Source organism: Pseudomaricurvus alkylphenolicus (assembly GCF_011683955.1).
In the GTDB taxonomy this organism is placed as follows: domain Bacteria; phylum Pseudomonadota; class Gammaproteobacteria; order Pseudomonadales; family Cellvibrionaceae; genus Pseudomaricurvus; species Pseudomaricurvus alkylphenolicus.
The window spans coordinates 728,413-750,466 of the sequence record NZ_JAAQPI010000001.1 but is presented as its reverse complement, the minus strand read 5'-3'; the positions used below and the strand labels follow the sequence as shown (position 1 = coordinate 750,466).

At 53.2% G+C, this 22,054-nt stretch carries 17 protein-coding genes; 10 read left to right on the top strand and 7 right to left on the bottom strand.

The window, feature by feature from the left end; genetic code table 11:
• Window positions 1-44: 44 nt before the first annotated feature.
• The 3 genes from HBA55_RS02955 to HBA55_RS02945 form a co-directional block, all read right to left on the bottom strand.
• Entirely contained in the window at window positions 45-563 is a 519-nt protein-coding gene (locus HBA55_RS02955; RefSeq protein WP_166986822.1) for a redoxin domain-containing protein, read from the bottom strand.
• Between the two features lie 135 nt (window positions 564-698).
• On the bottom strand, window positions 699-1,454 hold the full coding sequence (locus HBA55_RS02950; protein WP_166986819.1) for an SDR family NAD(P)-dependent oxidoreductase: 756 nt from the start codon (window positions 1,452-1,454) through the stop codon (window positions 699-701).
• A gap of 58 nt (window positions 1,455-1,512) precedes the next feature.
• Window positions 1,513-3,783: a TonB-dependent receptor gene (locus HBA55_RS02945; protein WP_166986816.1), complete on the bottom strand. Its 2,271-nt coding sequence runs from the start codon at window positions 3,781-3,783 to the stop codon at window positions 1,513-1,515.
• Window positions 3,784-4,237: 454 nt separating this feature from the next.
• On the opposite strand from HBA55_RS02945, the gene HBA55_RS02940 reads away from it, so the two are divergent.
• Entirely contained in the window at window positions 4,238-6,451 is a 2,214-nt protein-coding gene (locus tag HBA55_RS02940; RefSeq protein ID WP_166986813.1) for a TonB-dependent receptor, read from the top strand.
• A gap of 118 nt (window positions 6,452-6,569) precedes the next feature.
• Here the strand turns inward: HBA55_RS02940 and HBA55_RS02935 are convergent, their stop codons facing one another.
• Window positions 6,570-7,469, bottom strand: a complete 900-nt coding sequence (locus HBA55_RS02935) for a LysR family transcriptional regulator (protein ID WP_166986810.1) — start codon at window positions 7,467-7,469, stop codon at window positions 6,570-6,572.
• A 151-nt stretch (window positions 7,470-7,620) separates the two neighbouring features.
• On the opposite strand from HBA55_RS02935, the gene HBA55_RS02930 reads away from it, so the two are divergent.
• Window positions 7,621-9,096 (top strand): aldehyde dehydrogenase family protein, encoded by a 1,476-nt coding sequence (locus HBA55_RS02930; RefSeq protein ID WP_166986807.1) that lies wholly within the window; start codon window positions 7,621-7,623, stop codon window positions 9,094-9,096.
• Window positions 9,093-12,311: a reductive dehalogenase gene (locus HBA55_RS02925; RefSeq protein WP_166986804.1), complete on the top strand. Its 3,219-nt coding sequence runs from the start codon at window positions 9,093-9,095 to the stop codon at window positions 12,309-12,311. Before HBA55_RS02930 ends, HBA55_RS02925 begins: the two co-directional genes overlap by 4 nt.
• 94 nt (window positions 12,312-12,405) lie before the next feature.
• On the opposite strand, the gene HBA55_RS02920 is transcribed toward HBA55_RS02925, so the two are convergent.
• Window positions 12,406-13,287, bottom strand: a complete 882-nt coding sequence (locus tag HBA55_RS02920) for a helix-turn-helix domain-containing protein (protein WP_166986801.1) — start codon at window positions 13,285-13,287, stop codon at window positions 12,406-12,408.
• 175 nt (window positions 13,288-13,462) lie between these two features.
• On the opposite strand from HBA55_RS02920, the gene ligA reads away from it, so the two are divergent.
• The 3 genes from ligA (at window position 13,463) to HBA55_RS02905 (ending at window position 16,054) form a co-directional block, all read left to right on the top strand.
• Window positions 13,463-13,873, top strand: a complete 411-nt coding sequence (gene ligA, locus HBA55_RS02915) for a protocatechuate 4,5-dioxygenase subunit alpha (protein WP_166986798.1) — start codon at window positions 13,463-13,465, stop codon at window positions 13,871-13,873.
• Between the two features lie 17 nt (window positions 13,874-13,890).
• The gene (locus HBA55_RS02910; RefSeq protein ID WP_166986795.1) at window positions 13,891-14,733 is read left to right on the top strand and encodes a class III extradiol dioxygenase subunit beta; all 843 of its coding nucleotides are present in this window, start codon (window positions 13,891-13,893) and stop codon (window positions 14,731-14,733) included.
• A gap of 157 nt (window positions 14,734-14,890) precedes the next feature.
• Complete coding sequence (locus tag HBA55_RS02905) at window positions 14,891-16,054, top strand: cytochrome P450 (protein WP_166986792.1); 1,164 nt, start codon at window positions 14,891-14,893, stop codon at window positions 16,052-16,054.
• A 136-nt stretch (window positions 16,055-16,190) separates the two neighbouring features.
• Here HBA55_RS02905 and HBA55_RS02900 read toward each other — a convergent pair whose 3' ends face one another.
• Window positions 16,191-16,511 (bottom strand): 2Fe-2S iron-sulfur cluster-binding protein, encoded by a 321-nt coding sequence (locus tag HBA55_RS02900; RefSeq protein WP_166986789.1) that lies wholly within the window; start codon window positions 16,509-16,511, stop codon window positions 16,191-16,193.
• 313 nt (window positions 16,512-16,824) lie between these two features.
• Window positions 16,825-18,057 carry a LysR family transcriptional regulator gene (locus HBA55_RS02895; RefSeq protein WP_240945860.1) on the bottom strand — a complete coding sequence of 411 codons (1,233 nt, stop codon included), beginning with the start codon at window positions 18,055-18,057 and terminating at the stop codon, window positions 16,825-16,827.
• Window positions 18,058-18,310: 253 nt separating this feature from the next.
• Between HBA55_RS02895 and HBA55_RS02890 the strand changes: the two genes are divergently transcribed.
• Genes HBA55_RS02890 through HBA55_RS02875 form a run of 4 tightly spaced genes read left to right on the top strand, consistent with a single transcriptional unit; the run spans window position 18,311 to window position 22,051 of the window.
• A complete protein-coding gene (locus tag HBA55_RS02890; RefSeq protein ID WP_166986786.1) occupies window positions 18,311-19,417 on the top strand; it encodes a 4-oxalomesaconate tautomerase in 1,107 nt (368 codons plus the stop codon).
• A 32-nt stretch (window positions 19,418-19,449) separates the two neighbouring features.
• Window positions 19,450-20,319, top strand: a complete 870-nt coding sequence (locus HBA55_RS02885) for an amidohydrolase family protein (RefSeq protein ID WP_166986784.1) — start codon at window positions 19,450-19,452, stop codon at window positions 20,317-20,319.
• 10 nt (window positions 20,320-20,329) lie between these two features.
• On the top strand, window positions 20,330-21,028 hold the full coding sequence (locus HBA55_RS02880; RefSeq protein ID WP_166986781.1) for a 4-carboxy-4-hydroxy-2-oxoadipate aldolase/oxaloacetate decarboxylase: 699 nt from the start codon (window positions 20,330-20,332) through the stop codon (window positions 21,026-21,028).
• A 6-nt stretch (window positions 21,029-21,034) separates the two neighbouring features.
• The gene (locus HBA55_RS02875) at window positions 21,035-22,051 is read left to right on the top strand and encodes an amidohydrolase family protein (RefSeq protein WP_166986778.1); all 1,017 of its coding nucleotides are present in this window, start codon (window positions 21,035-21,037) and stop codon (window positions 22,049-22,051) included.
• The last annotated feature ends 3 nt before the right edge of the window (window positions 22,052-22,054 follow it).

Below are 22,054 nucleotides of genomic sequence, written 5' to 3'. Positions count from 1 at the left end.
GTCGCAGTGAATTTCTATACAGAAGTTTCTTATACCAAGTTTCTTTATGCAGAGCCCCGCGGCGGCCTTCCCTTCTTTTCCGAGATAAAGTCAACGTAAGCGAGTATGTCCCTGGGTGCCGTCCTTGCAAAGGCGTTCGAGGCGATCCAAGCTGCAAATACTCTGGAGTCAGCGTCGATCAAGAAGGAGCCGGGTTCACAAAAGAGCGGCATCTCTTCATCCTTGACCTGGCTTGAAATAAACAACCCCAGATCTCGTGCTCGGTCGATGGGTATCTCGTAACCCATGGTCAACCTGTCCAAACCCAACTCAGTAATCGTTGACTCCGCTCTGACCCGAGTGTCCGCGCTGACCGCTAAGGTGGCGACTCCTCGTTCGGCAAAGTCTCCATTCAGTTGGTCAAGTTCGGTAAGTTGATTCTTGCAATGTGGGCACCATTTACCACGATATACCGTCAGGAGCGTAAAGCTCCCTGGCACGATATCGCGGCTGTTCCAGTGGCCACCATTAACAAGCTCGAATCCAAATTCCGGTACGAGTTCACCTGTTTTTCGAATAGTCATATTTGTATTTTCTCGATTGTGACTGGCAGATTACTGTAGCAGCGGGCTCTGAGAGCCTGCCCCGCTTTACCGGGTACCGCGATCGTGTGCCACCGTTGGTCGCCCTCGGAGCGGGCTGCTACAAGGTTGGTGCCATTAGTAATTAAGCGCACCGCCATCCACATTGACACACTGGCCGGTGATAAAATCACTGTCCTCACTGGCGAGAAAATACATGGTGCCGAGCAGGTCCTCCGGCACCATGGCGCGTTTAAGCACTCGGTTTGCCAATGTGGGCGCTTTGATGGCGGCCAGCTGCTTGTGCTCCTTTACCCCCTCGCTTTCCGTCAAGCCCACCAAAATGCAATTGACATGAATATTGTCAGCACCCACCTCGGCAGCCAATGCACGGGTCTGGCCGACAATGGCACCCTTCGAAGAAACATAGTGGCAGAACATAGGGGCTCCCCTCAGGAAAGTGCCCGAGGCAATGTTAATGATCTTGCCGCGACCGTTCCTGCGCATACTGGGCACCAGCGTTTTGGCACACTGAAAAGGCCCGCGGACATTCACCCGCATCACAGCATCCCACTCCTCCTCATCGATCTCAGTAAACGGCTTGAGGGTCAGGCTGGCGAAAATGGCAGCGTTATTAATCAGGATTTCGACAGGGCCGAAGGCGGACTCGGTGACTTCCAGCATGGCGGCCAAAGACTGATTGTCGGTGACATCTGTTTGGCAGCCAATGGCGCTGCCACCGGCCTCATTGATCGCGTTGACAACCGCAGAGGTGTCTGCCAAATCGGCAACCACCACCTTTGCGCCTTCAGAAGCCAAACCCTCTGCGTAAGCCGCTCCGATGCCTTGCGCAGCACCGGTTACCACGGCGACTTTTCCATTCAATCTGTTCATTCGTATTACAACCCTATTGTTATCGATTTCAATAGCTTTCTGTCGGGCCTTCAGGCCCTTAGAAACGCATGGCCAATTTCAAAATCAGCTCGCGGGGGGCACTCATGGCGGCCAGAATATTCGGACCGGATGGCACGCCCCAGGCCATGATTTCCTCCTCCGTCAGATTTTTACCGATGAGTGAGACTGTGTAGTTTTCATCAGGCGATATTAAACGAACACTGGCATTAACCGTCTCATAGGCTTCCTGCATAACGGTGTCGAAGTAAGAGATATCCGTGTACTGATCGTCTGTAAACGAGATATCGCCTCTTGCGCTGAAACTCCAGCCGTTCAAAACCGAATCCGCCGAGTATTCCAGAAACAGTGAGCCTTTGTTCTCCGGTGCATACTGCAATGGCAACCCGCCCAGGTCGCAAACGCCCTCGGCATTTTCATATTTTCCCGGGCAATCGCCGGCGCCGACAAATTCATCATAGGTGGCGTCGGTGTAGGAGTAGTTACCACCCACCAACCAGTTGTCATTAAGAGCCCAATTCAGTTCGAACTCCAGGCCGGTACTGGTGGTATCAGCCGCGTTGTCCACCTTAAAGTTTGCCACCGTGCCCTCGATTTGAGTGGACAGCTGCAGGCCTTCAATCTCCATGTAGTAGTAGGTGAGATTCATCGAGAGGGCACCATCGAGCCAATAGGTCTTGGCGCCCAGTTCAAATGAGTCGACCACTTCGGCATCAAATTCGATATCCGTTTCCTGCTCGTCTACGCGGTCACTGAAACCGCCGGTTTTGTGACCTCGCGACAGGTTTGCAAACAGGTTGATGTCCTCATTCACATCCCATTGCAAAGTAAAGGAAGGGGTGAATTTCTTCTCGGTTCGGTCTTCATTCTTGCCAACGACCTCACTGAACAAAAAATTGTTGGTTTGATATTCGTTATACCAGCGGTCAAACGTGAACTCCTTGTCCTCAGTTGCCCAACGTCCGCCAACGATAGCAGTCCAGGAGTCGGCAAAGCTCCAGCGAAACTGACCGAACACCGCGAGGGTTTCCGTATCTTGCTCCCAGGGTTCTTCTTCGGTCATGAAAGGACCACCGGGCAGGTTCAAGTGTGAGGTTTGATCCCGTTCGATGTTACTGTCTTCGTAGTAAAGGCCAACAATATAGTCGAAGTTGTCGTTTGGCTCGGAGGTAAAGCGAATTTCCTGGCTAAAGCCCGAGAACTCTTCCGCCCGAATGGCTCGAAACATATTGACCGCACCCATGTCGGCGCCGTGAAAACCATGGGTATAGTCATAGGTCTGATAGGCGGAAATAAGCTTAATGGTCCCTCCCTCGATGTCATGCTCGATATCCAGCGTAATATTGTCGGATTCCTGATCTCGGAAAGGGCAGAAGGCGCCAATACTCTGGCCAGCCTGGGGGCCGGGTGCAGCGTTCGCATCACTACAGTCAACGTGAATCACCCAATCCAGATTTGCGCTGACCAGTTCGGGGTTGGCGGCACCGGCGTTGGCAGCTAAACCTTGCCATCCTGCATCGCCGCCGGCAAAGGCGTTCGTTTCTGCGGTATCGGAGCCGTCTTCGTCATATTCCATATGCTCCAGTTTCAGGCCAACGGTGGTACTGTCCGACACCGCCCAGTCAAATTTGACCCGAATGCCTTTATCTTCCCGATCCGCGCCGTCAGGCCCTTCCATCGTGTTTTCGTAGAATCCGTCCTTGTCTTTCCACATAAATGCCAGGCGGGCATTTACACTCTCCGAGAGGGGACCGGAGACAAACCCGGATACCTCTTTGTTGCCTCCGGTTGTGCTGTAATCGCCGACGGAGAGATCGATGCCCGCTTCAAACTCATCGGTGGGATCCCCTGTGCGCATAACCATGGCGCCGGCCAATGTATTTTTCCCAAACAGGGTTCCCTGTGGGCCTCGCAATACCTCCACGCCAGCGACATCCATAAACGGATGAAAGTTGATGGCTGCCCGGCTGATATAGACATCGTCGACAAAGCGCCCCACGGATTGTTCAATGGAGTGAGCCAAGCCGCCGCCCAAACCTCGGATATACAAATTGGGCATAATGGCGGCGCTGTTAATCTCGAAGTTGGGGATCACGATGGACAAGTCTTCCATATCGCTGATGCCCATCTTATCCATACGCTCTGCCGATACCGCCGCCACCGAAACCGGTACATCCTGGATACTCTCCGCGCGTTTGGTTGCGGTTACCACAACCTCTTCCAGTACTGCCGCATCGGTGGTAGCAGTACACAGCGCTATCGCGCAACATAAGGTGCTTTTCTGTAACAGGGTTTTATTCATCGCTCGCATGTTTCAGCCTCTTATTATCCGTCTTCTCTATTAGTTGTAGTCGATTCTCTCGTCTCAACCATCTGCCCAGTGCTTGTTTTGGGTTCAGTTTTTGATGGTGTCACTTACTATAATTGGCGGGCGATGGAGCTACAATTACCAGGAAAGGAGTCGCATTGTTTCCAATTTGCGGACAACAGAGTTGAGAAAGAGTGGAGGAATGCACGGGTCCCATAATCTCTCAGGGCAGTTAAAGAAATGCACTTATCTCCGATTTTAATGCACTCCTGAGGCGCTTTTGTCCCTCGTTCTGTGGCGCGCCTCTATAGTTCAGGCCCTCCGGCATTATTAATTTCACTCATAATGCTAATGCACCCTCTTCACTACAATTAATGTTTGTTCTCTACTAACTTGAATGAACACAAACCGTTGAGATACCCAACAATAATAAATCGACTCTATTGAGGAGAAAGCAATGCTGAGAGATAGCCTGAGTTTGTCCATTCGTAGGACTACATTGGCCGCGATTCCTGCCTGTTTCCTGTTACATGGTGCCGGGGTCAGTGCAGAACTGGCTCTTGAGGAGGTAGTGGTAACCGCACAAAAACGTGCCGAAAACATGCAGGAGATACCCATTGCCGTAAGTGCCCTGGATGAATCGGCGCTGGAGACCAGCGGCTTCGATGGTGTTAACGACCTTAGCTATATGGTGCCCTCGTTGCAGTTCGGAAATTTTGGTCCGGTGGCTTTCGTGGCCATTCGTGGCATCGGGATGGAAAATACTACAGCCGGTGGTGATCCTGGCGTCGCCATGCATCTCGACGGCGTCTATATAGGCCGCCCGGTAGGCTCCTTGTTCACTGCATTTGATACTGAGCGGGTGGAAGTGTTGCGCGGTCCTCAGGGTACGCTCTACGGGCGTAATGCAACGGGAGGCTCGATTAATCTGATTACCCGCAAACCCGGGGACGAGTTTGAAGGGGAAATAGAGGCGACGCTGGGCGACTACAACTTGCGTCAGATCAGGGGCGCGGTTAACTTACCAATCAGCGAAAGCGTGAGTGCACGAGTGGTTGCCTTTAACGAAGAGCGCGACGGCTATACGGAAAATTCCGTGCCAGGCGGAACCGATGCCAACGACGCCGACAACTACGGACTCCGGAGCCACGTGTCGTTCGATATCAATGATTCGGCGAGTTTTCTGCTGTCTGCCAGTTACGTCAAAAACGGCGGCGTCGGCACTCAGGCCGAGGTGCGAGAGGCCTATCCTCAAACCCTGGCAGGCCCTCCCATTCCCGGCACCGTGGATTTTGTACTGGATGGCGAGACCTTGGTTAATGACCAGCGCCCCTTCAAAGAAGCAAAAGGTCTAAGAGAGTCTCAGGACAATGAGTTTGTTCTGGTTTCAGGCACCCTGGATTGGGATTTCGATAATTTCTCCATTAAATCCATCACTGCCTACGGCGAATCGGAGTTTGAATCTCATCAGGATACCGACAGTTCTGAAAAGGCGCTGGGCGAGCTGGTACTGACGGAAAATGCGGAACAGTTTTCCCAGGAAATCCAGTTGATTTCCGATACCGGAGGGGATCTGCGCTGGATCGGCGGTCTCTACTACTTTAAGGAAAAGGGAACCCGCTACTCAACTTTCTACGAAAGCCGATTTGACATCATTGCCGGTTTGAATGGCACCGAAGCGGGTGTCAAACTGGGCGGCGATGTCGAAACGACTTCCTGGGCCGTGTTCGCACAGGGGACTTACGATATCAACGATAAGGTCGCTGTGACCTTGGGGTTACGTTATACCGATGATGAAAAGGAAGGCACGAACAAAAATATTCTGTTTGGACCGGAGTTCGTCGACGAAGTCGCTGTGGACTCGCAGGAAGTCACCGGAAAGCTGTCCTTCGACTGGAAATTCTCGGAAGACTCCATGCTATACGCCTCCCTCGCTCGCGGTTATAAGAGTGGTGGCATCAATCAGGTCGCCATCGTGTCTGCTGGTCGCGACGCCGTATACGACCCCGAATTTGTCGATACATTGGAAGTGGGACTCAAATCGAGACTCTTGGATGACCGTTTACAGCTGAATGTCTCGGCATATACCAATGATTATTCCGACCTGCAATTCCAGGTATTCCAGAACAGTGGCCCCGCGGCGGGTAATGCCGGTGAGGCCACCGTCAACGGTTTAGAGGTAGAGCTGCAGGCGTTGCTTAGCGAGATTTGGGCCATCGATGCCAGCGCCGGCTTTATGGACAGCGAGTACGAAACGCTGGTGTTCGATGTCAATGGTGACGGCATTGACGAAGACTATTCGGGCAATGAACTCACGCGATCCCCAGAGCTGACTTACAGTCTCGGCGTTACGGGTAACTGGGATTTCAACAGCGGAAGCCTGCGTCTGCGACTGGAAGGCTCCTACACCGACGAGATTTACTATGCATTCCTGAATCGCGAAGGGGATCGTGCGGACGACTATACCAACGTTAATCTACGCTTGCATTGGACAAGCCAGGAAGAGAAGTTCACTGCCGAGTTGTTTGCAACCAACCTGACGGACGAAGTTCAGGAAGGCAATGTTCTTCGGGGTATTGGCTTTATGGATTGTGCCGGTTGTGGTGGCCAGGAATTCGTTACTTATAATGCCCCCCGCCAGGTGGGCGTGACGCTGGGGTACAAATTCTGAGGCGGTCTGCACGTAAAGTGGTTTCCGTGGGCTGGTGTTCCAGCTCGCGGTCTTTTATGTACAGGATGTACGGTATGCCGCGGGAGGCATGGATGCCGGAAGCGGTGATGTACAGGACTTACAAACCCGACGCCAGTTGTTCTCGTAACCACTGGTGGACCTGATCATTCTGGCTGCGTTCATGCCAGATGGCTTTGATCACCACGTTGGGCAATTCGAAAGGGCAGGGCAGAATAGAGTGCCCAAACTGCCTGTGGCCGATCTCGGCTATGGACCTGGGCAGTGTGGCGATTAGCTCAGAGTCCTTGAGTACGACTGCTTGGGCCAGCATGTCGTCGGTATAAAAGCCTATGGTACGCGCCGGCAGTTTATGTTCCCGCAAACCAACAGCGATGGGATCTTCCTTGTCGTCCAGCAGCGTGTTCTTCACGTGCGGGTAGTTAAGAAAAATGTCCGGCCCCCAGTGGCTTTGCGCCGGATGCTTCTCGTCCACCAGACATACGCGATCTTCCTCTACGATGCGCCGCTGCATATAGCGCGATGGTGCCTGCAGCCCGGCGGCCACAATCAGATCAACATTGCCTTTGTCCAGCTGCTGGTAACTGTATTCTGAAAAACCGCTGGTTTCGAAAATAAGATTGGGAGCCAGCAGATGCATTTTATGGAAAAACGGTGCCAGGTAACTGGCTAGAATAAAACTGTGTGTGTGCAGGCGAAAACGGGTTTTGATATTAGCCGGGTCGAAGCTCTCCGGCGTCAGCATGGAGCTGATATCGTCGAGTATCGTAGTCAGCTTGGGGGCCAGCGCCAAAGCACGCGATGTCGGTTCCAGACCGGTGGCGGTGCGTACGAACAGTGGATCGTCGAAGGTGTCACGCAATCTGGCCAGGGTATGACTCATGGCTGACTGGCTGACATGCAGGCTTTTTGCCGCTCGGCCGACGTGCCGTTCCGAGAGCAATGCACGCAGGGATTTCAGCAGATTGAGATCGACTTTTGCTATATCGAGGTTGCTCATGGTTCAGATTTTGGCTCGATCGATATCATTCATAATGCGTATTCTACCTATTCACTTCCAGTAATAATGGTGGATTGCTAATCTGATTGCAACATGGCACTTCACCTCAATAGCTGCCTATTGAAATAGAATCTAACAACAAGGTGTTCTTATGACAGATGTGACACATACTCAGCTTTTTATCGGCGGACAGTGGCAGGATTCTCTGTCGGGGGAGGAGTTCAGCATCTGCAACCCGGCACGACCGGACGAAGTGGTTGGCTTTGCTGCCAATGGTAACGTTGCAGATATTGATGCAGCCTGTGAATCAGCTGCCGCTGCGTTTCCCCAGTGGTCGTCGTTGTCTTATCAGGAACGAGCGGCTTATCTGCATCGTGTTGCCGAGCATCTTGTAGCTGATGCAGTGGAGTTGGAAAAGCGTATCAGCCTGTTCACCCGCGAGCACGGTAAAATTCTGCAGGAAGCCAGCATTGAAATGCGCCGCTTTGGTGACCGCTTTCTACTGTGTGCAGACTATGCCGAGCGGCTTGAACAAGACGAGCAATTACAGGGCCCCCCGTTTGATACGGTGATTACGAGGCAGGCACGTGGGGTGGCGGCCCTGGTGGTTCCCTGGAACTGGCCAATATCGATCCTGGGGGCCAAGTTGCCCCAGGCCTTGATGGCCGGCAATACGGTAGTGATAAAACCGTCGAAGGAATCGGCTTTGGCACCTGCGTTGACCATCGGCCGGGTAGCTGAGGTGCTACCGGCTGGGGTGGTTAATTTGGTCACCGGTTCGTCGTCACGTATCGGAGATCCGTTACTGACTCATCCATTGGTCAGAACCATTAACTTTACCGGCAGTGTGCCTGTGGGTCGCCATGTAATGAAGATGGCGGCCGACAATCTGGTTCCGGTCACCCTGGAGCTTGGGGGTAATGATGCCGGATTGATACTGGAAGATGCTGAGCTCGACGCAGATGCCTTTCGCCGTATGTACCTGGCATCATTTATGTCTTCAGGCCAGATCTGCATGGCCTTGAAACGTATTTATGTTCACCGCAGCCGCTATGACGAATTGGTAGACGGCCTGAGTGCCGTGTGTTCCCAACAGGTGGTGGGTGATGGACTCTTGCCTGAGACAACCATGGGTCCCGTCAACAATCGTGGGCAGTACGACATTGTGATTGGGATGATTGAGCAAGCCAAAAGGGCCGGAGCCGAAGTTCGGGAGTTGGGACAGGTTCCAGATCAGGATCTCTACGACAGAGGCTATTTTCAAAAACCCACTTTGGTGCTTAATCCTGATGCGGCATTGGATATTGTAAAAGAGGAGCAATTCGGGCCGGCGGTACCGATCATACCCTTCGATACGGAAGAGGAGGCCATTGGCTTTGCCAACGATTCCGAGTTTGGTCTTTGCTCCTCGGTCTGGACACCCGACAGAGAGCGTGCCATGAATATCGCTCGCAAGTTGGAAGCCGGGTACACCTACCTCAATGGACACGGACCTCTGGCACAGGATGGTCGCGCGCCCTTTGGAGGTTTCAAGAGCAGTGGTATTGGACGTAACCTTGGTTTTGAGGGGATACAAGCGTTTCAGGAGCCACACGCAATTTCGGCGCCGGCGGGCTGGTTACTATGAAGCTGTTTTCTTATCGCAACCGACCGGTTCACCTGGGGCCCTATCCTCTGGAAAAATTGGGTCGTACGGAAACCAAGCCGGATCTGGCACGATTGCCTTCGCTGCAGCCTTTCAATATGATCCCGGACAATGATTCGCAGTCGATTGCCAGGGCCATGGATGATTACATGTCGTTAATGGATTCCCTGCGTGACGGCCATGTGCAACTCAAGCCCGCCGCTATTCCTGGCAGCCATCGCGAGCGCAGCCAGCACCTGAAGGCGGCAGGCTACTTCCTCGATAGTGCGGTGGTCGGTGCCTGCGAACTGACACCGGACATGTATTTGCAGCAGCACTTTCTTCATCCGAATATCGATCAGTGGCTGAAGAAAGGTGAATCCAACAAGGTGCATCTGCGATTGAATCTGGCGATGATCTACCAGAACATGGAGGCCGCGATTAAGGCCAGTAAGCAGCCGCTGGATCAATTCAAGCACGCACTGGTGTATTTGGTGGAATACCCAAGAGATCCGCGACCCGATGAGCCGGGCACACAATGGATCGCGGGTATGCAACAACAAAGAGCGGCTCTGCGCGCCGCCGAAACAGCCACAGTCATGGCGCTGTATCTTCGTACCTTGGGTTTTAAAGCGCGGGCACATACGGCGACCAGTTCGGATATTGATATCAACAAAGTTGCTCTCGCCGCAGGTGTCGTTGAACTCGATAGTGAGGGCAACCTCAGTCATCCTTATATCGGTCGAAATTTCGGCCTGTCGGTGGTGACAACATCGCTGGAACTGGAGCCTGATTTGCCTCTGGCACTTCAGAGCCTGGCAGACCGGATTCGCAGCAAGGGCCCCGCCTGGTGGGTGGGTTATGGCTCCCGCAAAAGCGCATGGGACCACAAACCGTTTGCACGTCGGCAATTCAAAGACAGTCTCTATCCGATGGAAAAAGTGAAACGGGTGGATGAGACTACCTCTTATATCGACGCTGAACGAATCCCGCGAGTTCCGAAGCGCACGGAATTCTTTGTCCGCATTGCCCTAGGCGATTTGGGCGAAGTGCCACAGCAAGCCTCCGTGGATGGTTTTTCGGTGATGAAAAACCCCATGGGTAAAACGTTGGCTTCCAGTCTTAACAGTTACGCGATATTGCAACGAGCTGAAGAAAACAAAGAGCGGGCAACGGGTTACGACGACCCGATCACTAACGCCGATACCATCAAAGCCACCTTACACTTTTTGGGTGCCGACATGATCGGTATTTCTGAGGCGCCGGACTGGGTCTGGTACTCTCACTCACCCGATGGAAAACCTCTCAAGCCCGCCCACAAATACGCTATTACCACTTTAGTGGATCAAGGTCATGAGACCATGGAAGGGGCCAGCGGAGACGATTGGATTTCGGCGGCACAGAGTATGCGCTCCTATATGCGCGCTTCTTTGGTTGGCGGTGTGGTGGCTCAGCATTTGCGCAATCTGGGATTCCCGGCGACCAATCATACCGCGGCGGATGGTGATGTTTTGCAGCCACCGTTGATGCTGCTATCAGGACTGGGCGAGATCAGTCGCATTGGCGATCTGATTCTCAATCCACATCTGGGGCCCCGACTGAAATGCGGTGTCGTGACCACCGATTTCCCCATGCAGGTGGATAAACCCATTGACTTTGGTCTGCAGGAGTTTTGCAGTAACTGCAGTAAGTGCGCCCGAGAATGTCCCTCAGGTGCGATTACCGCCGGTGAAAAACGTATGTTCAACGGCTACGAAATCTGGAAGCCGGACGCCGAGAAGTGCGCCCGTTACCGCATGACCAATGACTCCGGTTCCATGTGCGGGCGCTGTATGAAAACCTGCCCCTGGAATCTTGAGGGCATTTTTAAAGAAGCGCCCTATCGATGGCTGGCAACGCGTTTTCCAACAACGGCGCCCTGGATCACGAAAATAGACGGCTGGCTCGGCAACGGCGGCATTAATCCGGTTAAAAAGTGGTGGTGGGATCTGCGTACCGACAAAACCGGTGCAACCCTGATAGCAACCGACACCAACCAACGGGATCTCAATACCGACATTGAAGTAAAGGCTGAGGAGCAGACCCTGGCGTGTTACCCGGCGGATTTGGCACCACCTCCCTATCCGGTGCCGTCCCCCATTGACCGGGAAGCAGGCATTCTGGCCTACGACGCCATGCTCACGCCAAAAGCCCATAAAGAACGGGTAATGAAAGGAGAGACGGAGGACTTGGTACCCCAATACAGAGTGCCGAAAGGACTGCCGCCGGTGATGATGGTGAAACTACAAACGCGTACAGAAACCTCTACGGACGGCAAAGTGGTGAAATTCGAGTTTGTTTCGATGGACGGATCACCTCTACCGCCGTTCGAAGCAGGTGCTCACATCGACGTAATGCCGGTGCCGCAGTTTATTCGCCAATACAGTCTGTGTGGCGATCCAGCGGATCCCTCCCGCTATGTGATTGGTGTGCTGCGCGAGGATGATGGCCGCGGCGGGTCAAAGCGTATTCATGGCATGCTGCGCGAAGGTAAGCCGGTATTGATTTCCCGGCCCAGAAATCACTTTCCGTTAATCGCGGGCGCCAAGCGTTCGCTGCTGATGGCAGGTGGTATCGGCGTGACACCGATGATCGCCATGGCCCATGAGCTGCATGCACAGGACAAAGAGTTTATCTTTTATTACAAAGCTTCAACCCGCGCTGGTGCCGGTTTCGTTGATGAGCTGCAACAGGTTCCCTGGGCGCACAAGGTGCATTTTTTCTTCAGCGACGAAAACCGCTTGAATGTAGCGGACGTGCTTGGTGATTATCAACCGGGTGATCACCTCTATACCTGCGGGCCGGCGGCGTTTATGGATGCGGTGTTCGATTCCGCTCTGGCACAGGGATGGGAAGAGGATAACCTGCACCGAGAATACTTCTCTGCACCGACGGGCGAAGAGTACGAAAATCACGCGTTTAAATTGATATTGAAGCAATCGGGCATCGAGATTGAAGTACCGAAGGACAAAAAAGCCACAGAGGCACTCGCAGACGCGGGTTATGCCGTGGATACAAAGTGTTCGGACGGCATATGCGGTGTTTGTGCAACCGACTATGTTGATGGCGATATCGAGCACCGGGATTTCGTTCTGAGCAAAGCCCAGCGCCAGCAGAAGATGGTACTGTGCTGTTCACGGGCGGCTGAGCCGCAAGGGGAGATAGTTCTCAATATCTAAAGGGGGAGCGGTCGGAGCCCACTGCTACCTATGCTAGACTCAATTGCCAGGAACCCGTAGCAGCGGGCTCCGACCGCGACAGGTTGTGGCAACATTAAACAACGTACTTCTCCCGAAACTGGCTGGCAGCCTCACCAGTCTGCTTGGCAAAGTAGCGGGAGAAATACGCTGGGTCTTTAAATCCCAACTCATAGGCGATGGTGCTCACGGGCATGGAAGTATAAACCAATATGCGTTTAGCCTCCATCACCAGACGCTTGTGGATGATCTGAGAGGGTGACAAATCCACCACCTTGCGGCATAGGCTATTCAAACGGCTCTCGGTCATGCCCAATTGCTGGGCGTACTGTTGCACTGACCAATGCTCTTTAAAATGGTGCTCCACCAACTTGCGAAAGTTCTCGAAAGTGCGTACCTGGGGAGAGGCATCGCTCGATCTGTCGGTTTGATGCAGTTCCAATCGGCCGATATTGATGATCAGCGCTTTTAAGTAGGCGCTGATCATGGCAACCCGACCGGCCTTGGGCCAACGAAATTCCTGTTCAATCGAGCGCACCAATCTCGACAGCTCAGTACTGAGATGGTCTTCCGTGTCCAACTGCTGAGCCAGGGGGGTATGCATAAGCTGGGGAAACTCCTCCCGCTCCGCCGTCGACAATACCTGCAGCAAAAAACTCTCCGCCAGAGTGAGCACATGGCCTTGAGTGCCAGGCTTGGGGCGAAAGCCATGTACAATCGTCGGAGGAACCCAGACAATCGCAGGGCCGTAGCAGTGATGCTGTTCAGTGTCCAGAGTTGCTTCGATATAGCCTTCGCGGACAAACAGCAACTGGCCCAGGCTATCGTGCCGGTGGGCCTCTATCTCCCAATGGTGTTCGTGATTGCGTTCGGCAATGGTTTCTATGTGGAGAAACTCCAGCTCGTTGACGGGATCGTCTTCGCCATAGAGGTAGTAGTGCGGGATGGATGATTTCATGATTTTTGCCGTACTTTTGGCCTAAAGTACAAGAATACTGTGTTTTTGCGCCGCTGTCATGGGAGTGCCCAAGTGTCCGAAATGTACAAGTCTTTGCCAGGAACTGTGCATGTCGGAGGGTTGACCCTCTCGCTATACTGAAGCGCTTAGTTCACAAAGATAACAGGAGCATTCAATGGTGAGCAGATCTAGAGCGTGGCGCGACTATGACGATATTCCGGGAACTTATGTGTTTGATGGAGAGCACTCGCGCAAGGGGTATCACTTGAATATGTTCTGTATGAGCCTGAACAAGGCCGAGAACCGCGACGAGTTCTGCAAGGATGAAGCCGCCTATCTGCAGCAGTTCCCAATGACAGAGGCGCAGCGCACTGCCGTGTTGGAGCGGGACTGGCTGGGAATGCTTCGCCTGGGCGGAAATATCTACTACACCTTCAAAATCGCTATTTTTGACGGTCTTAACATGCAGCAGGCAGGAGCGGCCATGTCCGGCAACGGTACGACTTTCGAAGAGTTCCAGCAGATGATGCTGGACGGGGGGCGTTCCATCAAAGGTAACCGCAGCAAAGCAGACCAGAGCAAGTAAGAGGAGAGATCTGAACAATGGCAAAAATTATTGCAGGAATTGGAACGGCCCACGTACCGGCTATTGGTGCCGCTGTGGATCACGGCAAGCAGAACGAACCTTACTGGCAGCCTTTCTTTGCCGGTATTGAGCCCGCCAGGGAGTACATCGAAGCCACCAAACCGGATGTCTGCATTATTGTGTACAACGATCACGCCTCCGCGTTTTCCCTGGAGAATATTTCTACCTTCTCCATCGGTGTTGCACCGGAGTTTCAGCCCGCCGATGAAGGCTATGGTCCTCGAAAGGTACCCGTCGTCAAAGGCAATTCGGAATTCGCCTGGCACATCGCAGAGTCATTGATTCTCGACGAATTCGATATGACGATTTGCAATGAAATGCCCGTTGATCACGGTCTGACGGTGCCATTGTCGATTGCCTACGATCAGCCGCAAGAGTGGCCGTGTGAAGTGATTCCATTTTGTGTCAACGTTATTCAATATCCTCAGCCCACGGCTAACCGCTGTTACCAATTGGGTAAGGCGCTGCGTAAAGCGATCGATTCCTACGATCGGGATATCACCGTAGCGGTATTTGGTACCGGCGGTATGTCTCACCAATTACAGGGAGAACGTGCGGGTCTGGTCAACAAGGAATTTGACATCGATTTTCTGAACAAGTTGGTGGATGACCCCGAGGCATTGACCACTATTGACCATACTGAATACCTGCGAGAATCCGGCTCCGAAGGTATTGAGTTGATTATGTGGCTGATCATGAGGGGCGCCATGGATAAGGAAGTCGACGAAAAATACCGCTTTTACCATATCCCGGTTTCCAATACGGCTTATGGACTGACGATTCTCGAAAACAAGGAATAACAGTTCAAATACCGGGTCCATTGTTTCCGCTGAATTAGAGACAATGGGCCATTCACCATCAATCTTAAATGTACCATTGAAGCTGGCAAATGTGCATTCAGCGCCCTCTGCGACTCCTCTAAGATAACTGTAAAACAACGTTGAAGAGGAAGCGTACATGTTCGAATTTAACCCCTACTCCCGAGAGGTGGACGTCGATCCATTTCCTTTCTACAAAACTCTGCGGGATGACTACCCTTGTTATTGGAGTGAGAACGGCCAGTGCTGGGTGCTAACCCGCTATGAGGATGTCTACGCCGCCGCTCAGAACTGGGAAGCTTTCTCTTCGGCTAAAGGGAATATGTTGGACGATTTTCCCGAACGAACCGGCAGGACTCTGGGTACCACAGATGCACCACGACATGACCACCTGCGCTCTCTGGCTCAAGCGGCCTTTTCCCGCAAAAATGTCAATTATTTGATTGAGCCGATTCGGGCAATCGCCAACGAAGAAATAGACAAAATTATCGATAAGCGTGAGTTTGAGTTTATCGGTGACTTTTCCAGTCCCGTTACTGTTGCCACCTTATCCCACCTGTTGGGGATACCCAAGGAAGCGCACAGAGAGATTCGGAAAAATGTAGTGCTGGCCTTACAGGCGGACCCGGAAACCAACCAGAAGGGGCCGGAGAATATTGCTGCCTTCCAATGGTTAAAAGACTACGCTGCCAATATGCTGGAAGAGCGCCGGAAAAATCCTCAGGACGATCTGTTGACTCACTTGATGCAGGCGGAAATTGAGGGAGACAAGCTCTCAGATGAAGAAGTATTGATGACCACCACAACATTGATTATGGCGGGTGTCGAGTCAGCGTCCAGTTTTATGACCAATTTGATGATGAACCTGGTGGATCACCCGCAAGTCATGGAGCGTCTGGTGGAAGACCCCAATCGGCTAACGGACGCCATTGAAGAATCTCTACGCTTTAATACTTCCGCCCAGAGATTCAGACGTACACTGACCTGTGATAAAGAGCTGCACGGTCAGACGCTGAAAGCGGGTGACAAGGTTCTGCTATGTTGGGGCGCTGCCAATCGGGACGAGCGTAAGTTTCCCAACCCAGAAGTATACGATCTCGATCGTAAACCCCGCGGTCATCTAGGAATGGGTACCGGTAAGCACATGTGTCTTGGTGCTCCGATTGCCCGCCTATTGGTAAAAACCTCCATGGAAGAGCTGCTGAAGCGAATTCCTGATCTTCGTAAGGCAGATCAAACACTGGAGTGGATTTCTTCGACCACGTTCCGGGCGCCATTGGCTCTCAAATTGCAACACGGATAGGAAAGGTCTTCAATTCGCCAACAGCATTCAATGTGATGTGCTGACAGCCGTTGCCACATTGGATAATCGGCAAACTTCCCGCGTAGGTTGGATTAGAAGCGCTTTGCGCTTCGTAATCCAACATTACGTCTCAATATCAATACTGCGATTCTGGCAAGCGAATAACGAGTCCATCCATGTCCGCCGTCACCTGAATCTGACAGCTCAAGCGGCTGTTGGGACGCTGATCCATCACGGCATCCAGCATCTCTTCTTCCATTTCATCGGCGCCGGCAATTTTTTGCTGCCAGGCTTCATCCACATAACAATGGCAAGTGGCACAGGAGCAGGCTCCGCCACACTCGGCAAGTATGCCCTCGACCATATTATCCACGGCTCCCTGCATCACGCTATCGCCCTCGGCAATATCAATGTCGTATTCTCGGCCATCCGCCTCAACAAATTTCACTAGCGGCATAGTTGTCCTCCTGTTTGTGAGTTTCAGTATATTCGTTATATTCGTTGCTCAGTTTACTGACTGGGACGACTAAAAGGGATGGCACTTTTCCCACGAATAGTTGTCATCTTCAGTGCTTACACAGAATCTCCTTCACTGACCAACTCATATCGACGACTCTTGAAGTTATTTCTTCGGAAATGAAGCGTTGATTGTTTGGACCATGCAAAATCACTGGACCTGGCCCGATAGAACAAAGTTATTTTATCGGGCTCCCACATCATTCAGAAAACAGTTCCATTTGCGGCGAAGTTGAGCCGCTAAGTTTGAGGATTCATCCAAGATTCCCCGCCACATGCCGGAGGCTCTGCAAAAACAACCGCGCCGCAGGCGAGGGCTCTGTCTGCGCGCGCAGCGTCACCCCGATAGGCCGATAGGTATCTGCCAGCTGCAGGGGTAAAGCAGTCAACAAGCCATAGCGCTTGTCATAATAGATCTGATGCTCAGACAACAACGCAAGCCGGTCACTCTCAAGCAGCAGCCCACGAACGGTGGAGAGCGAACTGGTCTCCACCACATGCTCCGGAGTTGTGAGTTCTTGATTTTGCAGCACTCGATCAAACAGCGCCCGTGAAGGGGTATTGCGCCCCGGCAGAACCCAAGAATAGCCCATAAGGTCCTCTAACCTGAGTGTCTTTCGGGACTCCAGCGGATGCCCTTTGCGAACAATCACCGACAACTGGTCTTCAAACAGGGTCTCGGTAATCAAGCGTGAGTGTTCATCTACGGGGCGGATAGCACCAACAATACAATCCAGTTCACCGCAGCGCAGCGCCCGTTCCAGTTGTTCGTAGGTGCCTTCCTGGGTGGAGACATCCAGTTGTGGCTGGTGCTCCAAGAGGTGGTTGATGGCGCGTGGGGTCAGAATAGTGCGGGTATAGGGTAGGGTGCCAATGCGGACCCGCCCGCCCGTGTATCCGTCAAGGCTGGCCAAATCATCAAGGGCGTGCCGAATCTGGGCGAAGGCCAATTTAAAGTGACGGGCCAGAACTGTACCAAAGCTGGTGCTGGTGTAACCACCGGGGTCACGCTCGAACAGGGGCAGATCCAGCAGATCTTCCAATTGTCGTACGGAGTTGTAGATGGCCGCTCGGGTGATGCCCAATCGCTCTGCGGCGGCGTTGACATCGCGGGTATCGAATAAGGCAATAAAGGAGGCCAGCCGTTTGTAGCTGATCTCCATAGAAAACACCGGGATGCTCTGATAGCTACTGCGATCCTTTTTGAAGGTCAGGTATATCTCTCCGGCGCTGTGAAATTCTGCTTCGGCCTCTTCGACCCGCTTGGCGAGGGCATCACCATATACCGTGGGTAACATACCGGTTGTGGTGCGGTCGAACAGAGCGACACCAAGATCGTTTTCCAGCTCGTTGATGGCCTTGGTAATAGCGGTTTGCGAGCGATTAAGCTGCTGCGCCGCCTTGGTCAGATTGCGGCTGCGGTGCACCTGCAACATCGCCTTCATATGTCGCAAACTGAGTTCGGGAATGTCCACGCCTGTTTTCAAAGCTGCTGATCTCAAGGGGGCTCTGATCCAAAGTTATAACTCTAAGGCTTATCTTTTGTCATGGCAACCATTGTAATTACAGGGAGTATGGGGCGATGAAGGATAGATGCTGTTACTTTTTTGCATGGCTGGACAAGCATTACCCATTGGCGCTGACAACCCTCGAAAGCCATACTGAACCACAGTTGGCCCTTAACCCTAGATTTCGAAGTTAATAATACACCCCTATAGATCCAGCTGGAGCAGCTTCCCTATGCCTCAAACGTCCGTACCCTATATGCAACTTCGCGGCGGCAGTTCCAAGGGGCTCTATTTTTTGGCATCAGATCTCCCCAGCGACGAACAAGCGCGGGATCAGGTACTGCTGGCCGCCGTGGGGCGGGATGATCGCCAGATCGATGGCCTCGGCGGGGCCGATCCGCTGACCAGTAAAGTGGCGGTGGTGGGCCCCTCCAGTCGGGCCGATGCGGACGTCGATTACCTGTTTGTGCAAGTGGTGGTCGGTGAGAATCGGGTCGATACCACACCCAATTGCGGCAATATTCTGGCCGGAGTTGGGGCCTTTGCCGTCGAGCGGGGCCTGATAGAAGCGGGCGACCCCGAAACCCGGGTCAACGTACATATGGTCAATAGTGGCAAGGTCTGCGAGCTGGTGTTACAGACCCCCGCCGGTGAGGTCTGCTACGAAGGCAATGCCAGCATCGACGGGGTGCCCGGCACCTCTGCGCCGGTTATCTGCAACTATATGGATCTGGCTGGGTCGGCCTGCGGAGCCCTGTTGCCCACCGGCAATCTCGTCGATGTGGTCGATGGCGTAGAGGTCACCTGTATCGATAACGGTATGCCGGTTGTGGTGTTGCGAGCCCGGGATCTGGGCATCAGTGGTGTGGAAACACCCTCTGAGCTCAACGCCAACGAACAACTCAAAGCCCGCCTGCAATCCATCAGGCTGCAACTGGGGCCGAAAATGAACCTGGGGGATGTGGACGGCGCCGCCGTACCGAAGATGTGTTTGATCTCGGAACCACAAGAGGATGGCGTGGTAAACACACGCACGTTTATACCTTACAAGTGCCACAGTGCGATTGGCGTGTTGGGAGCTGTGTCGGTGTCCACTGCCTGTATCCTGCCGGGCTCAGTCGCTGAGGGCATTGCCCGGTTACCGAGCCTGGATGCCTGGCTTCAGTTAAAAGTGGAACATCCATCAGGAGAATTTGCGGTCAGCTTCGAGCTGGATCCAGCCTCCATCGATCAAGGTAACACAGGAGCGATGGCCGCTCCGACAGTGCTCAAGGCGGGGCTCTTGCGCACTGCACGCTTATTGAGTCGGGGTGAAGTGTTTGTGCCCCTCAATTACTGAATCCAACAAAGTTAAAGAGAAGAGCTGATACCATGTCGTTTCTGCCCGTACATCCAAACCCCAAAAAGCCGGATTTTATTTTGCCGGCCAAAGCCTGCGACGCCCACTGCCATGTGTTCGGTCCGGCGGATCAATTCCCCTACGCGCCTGAGAGAAAGTACACCCCGGTAGATGCTCCCAAGGAGCAGTTGTTTGCCTTGCACAAGCATCTGGGCTTTGAGCGCAGCGTGCTGGTCCAGGCCAGCTGCCACGGCACCGACAACAGTGCCATGATTGATATGCTGGAGCACGGCGAGGGTCGCTATCGCGGTGTTGCCGTTGTGGGTGAAGAGCTGACCCGCGAAGAAGTGCAGCGTATGCACGAGGCTGGGGTGCGGGGGATTCGCTTTAACTTCGTTAAACGCCTAGTAGACGTTAAGCCGGCCGCCTTCTATCACAAGATGGCCGAACTGATTGCTCCTTTCGGATGGCACATTATTGTCTACTTCGAGTCCCAGGAGCTGCCGGATATTGCCAGTCTGCTGATGGACCTGCCAACGCCCATTGCCATCGATCATATGGGCCGCCCCGATGTCGACAAAGGCATGGAACATCCGGATTTTGAACGCATCTGTGAGTTGGTTGCTCAGCGGCCGGATACTTGGGTCAAGGTGGGGTGCCTTGAGCGTATAACGCGGCAGGAGCCGCCTTATCTCGATGTGATTCCCTTCGCGCGGCATTTTGTTGAGACCTTTCCGGATCAGGTGCTTTGGGGTACTGACTGGCCGCACCCCAATATGAAATCCCATATGCCCGACGATGGCGCCCTGGTGGACAGCATCCCCCTGATTGCGCCCACGGCAGAGTTACAACAGAAACTGCTGGTGGATAATCCCGCACGCCTTTACGAATTTGAAGACTGAGGTATCAACAATGAAAACCGTTGCCGTACGCAATATTGAACGAGCCAATACCGAAGTTGCTACTGAATTGGGCAAATTGGGCGTGGCCACTGTGCACGAAGCCCAGGGTCGAATTGGTTTGCTAAAGCCTTACATGCGTCCCATCTATCCCGGTGCCCGTATCGGCGGTACCGCCGTGACCATCCTTGCCCAACCCGGTGATAACTGGATGATTCATGTGGCCATCGAGTTATGTCAGCCGGGCGATGTGCTGGTGGTTGCCTGCACCACAGACAATACCGACGGTATGTTTGGTGACTTGCTCGCCACGTCTGCCAAAGCTCGTGGTGTTAAGGGGCTGATTATTGATGCCGGTTGTCGCGATCTGCGCGATCTGCAAGAGATGGACTTTCCCGTTTGGTCCCGAGCCGTTTCCGCCAAGGGTACCGTCAAGAACACCTTGGGTGCGGTCAATGTGCCGGTGGTGTGTGCCGGTCAGGTGATCAACCCCGGTGACGTAGTGGTTGCCGACGATGACGGTGTCACTGTGGTGGAGCGCAAGATCACGGCAACTGTATTGGAGGCGGGTCGCGCCCGCGAAGCGCTGGAAGAGGAAAAGCGCCAGAAGCTGGCCTCGGGGGTGCTGGGTATAGACCTCTACAATATGCGCCCGCGCCTGCAGGAGCATGGTTTTGAATATGTTGATTCTCTGGCGGATTTGGAGGCATAGGTTAATATGATTATCGATTGTCACGGACACTACACCACCACACCACCTGAGGTGGGCGAATACCGCGAGGCGCAAAAGCAGGCCGTTGCCGCCGATCCCTTGTTTGTTGGGGAAAAGGGCGTTATCAATGTCAGCGATGACCAAATTCGAGAAAGTCTCGAAAGTAATCAGTTGCGGTTGCAGCGCGAACGAGGTACCGATCTCACCATCTTTTCGCCCCGTGCCAGCTGGATGGGACACCATGTGGGTAACGAAAATACCAGCCGATTCTGGACAGAGCACCAGAATGATCTGATTCGCCGCGTGTGTGATTTGTATCCGAAAAATTTCGCGCCGGTCGCACAGTTGCCCCAGTCTCCTGGTGTCGACCCCAGTAAATCCATTGCCGAACTGGTTCGCTGTGTAGAGGAAATGGGTTTTATTGGTTGTAATCTCAATCCGGATACGACGGGCGGTTACTGGAAAGACGCCTCTCTGGCGGACAAATCCTGGTATCCGTTCTACGAAAAAATGGTGGAGTTGGACGTGCCGGCAATGATTCACGTCAGTGCCGCCTGTAACAGTTGCTTTACCACCACTGGCTCACATTATCTGGGTGCCGATACCACGGCCTTTGATCAGCTGATGTTCTCGGATGTGTTTAAGGATTTTCCCACATTGAAGTTGATCATTCCCCACGGTGGTGGGGCAGTGCCTTACCACTGGGGGCGCTTCCGTGGTATCGCCCAGGATAAAGGCCTGGGCAATTTGCACGAGCGCATGCTCAATAATGTGTTTTTTGATACCTGCGTCTATCATCAGCGTGGCATTGATCTGTTGCTGGATATTATTCCCGTGGACAATATTCTGTTTGCATCGGAAATGATTGGAGCGGTGCGTGGTGTTGATCCGGAGAGTGGTCATTTCTTTGATGATACCAAGCGTTATATCGATGGTAATCAGACGTTGAGTGATGAGGATCGTCGGAAAATCTTTGAGGGTAATGCCCGCAAGGTATTTAGCCGACTCAACAAGATTGTCTGATCC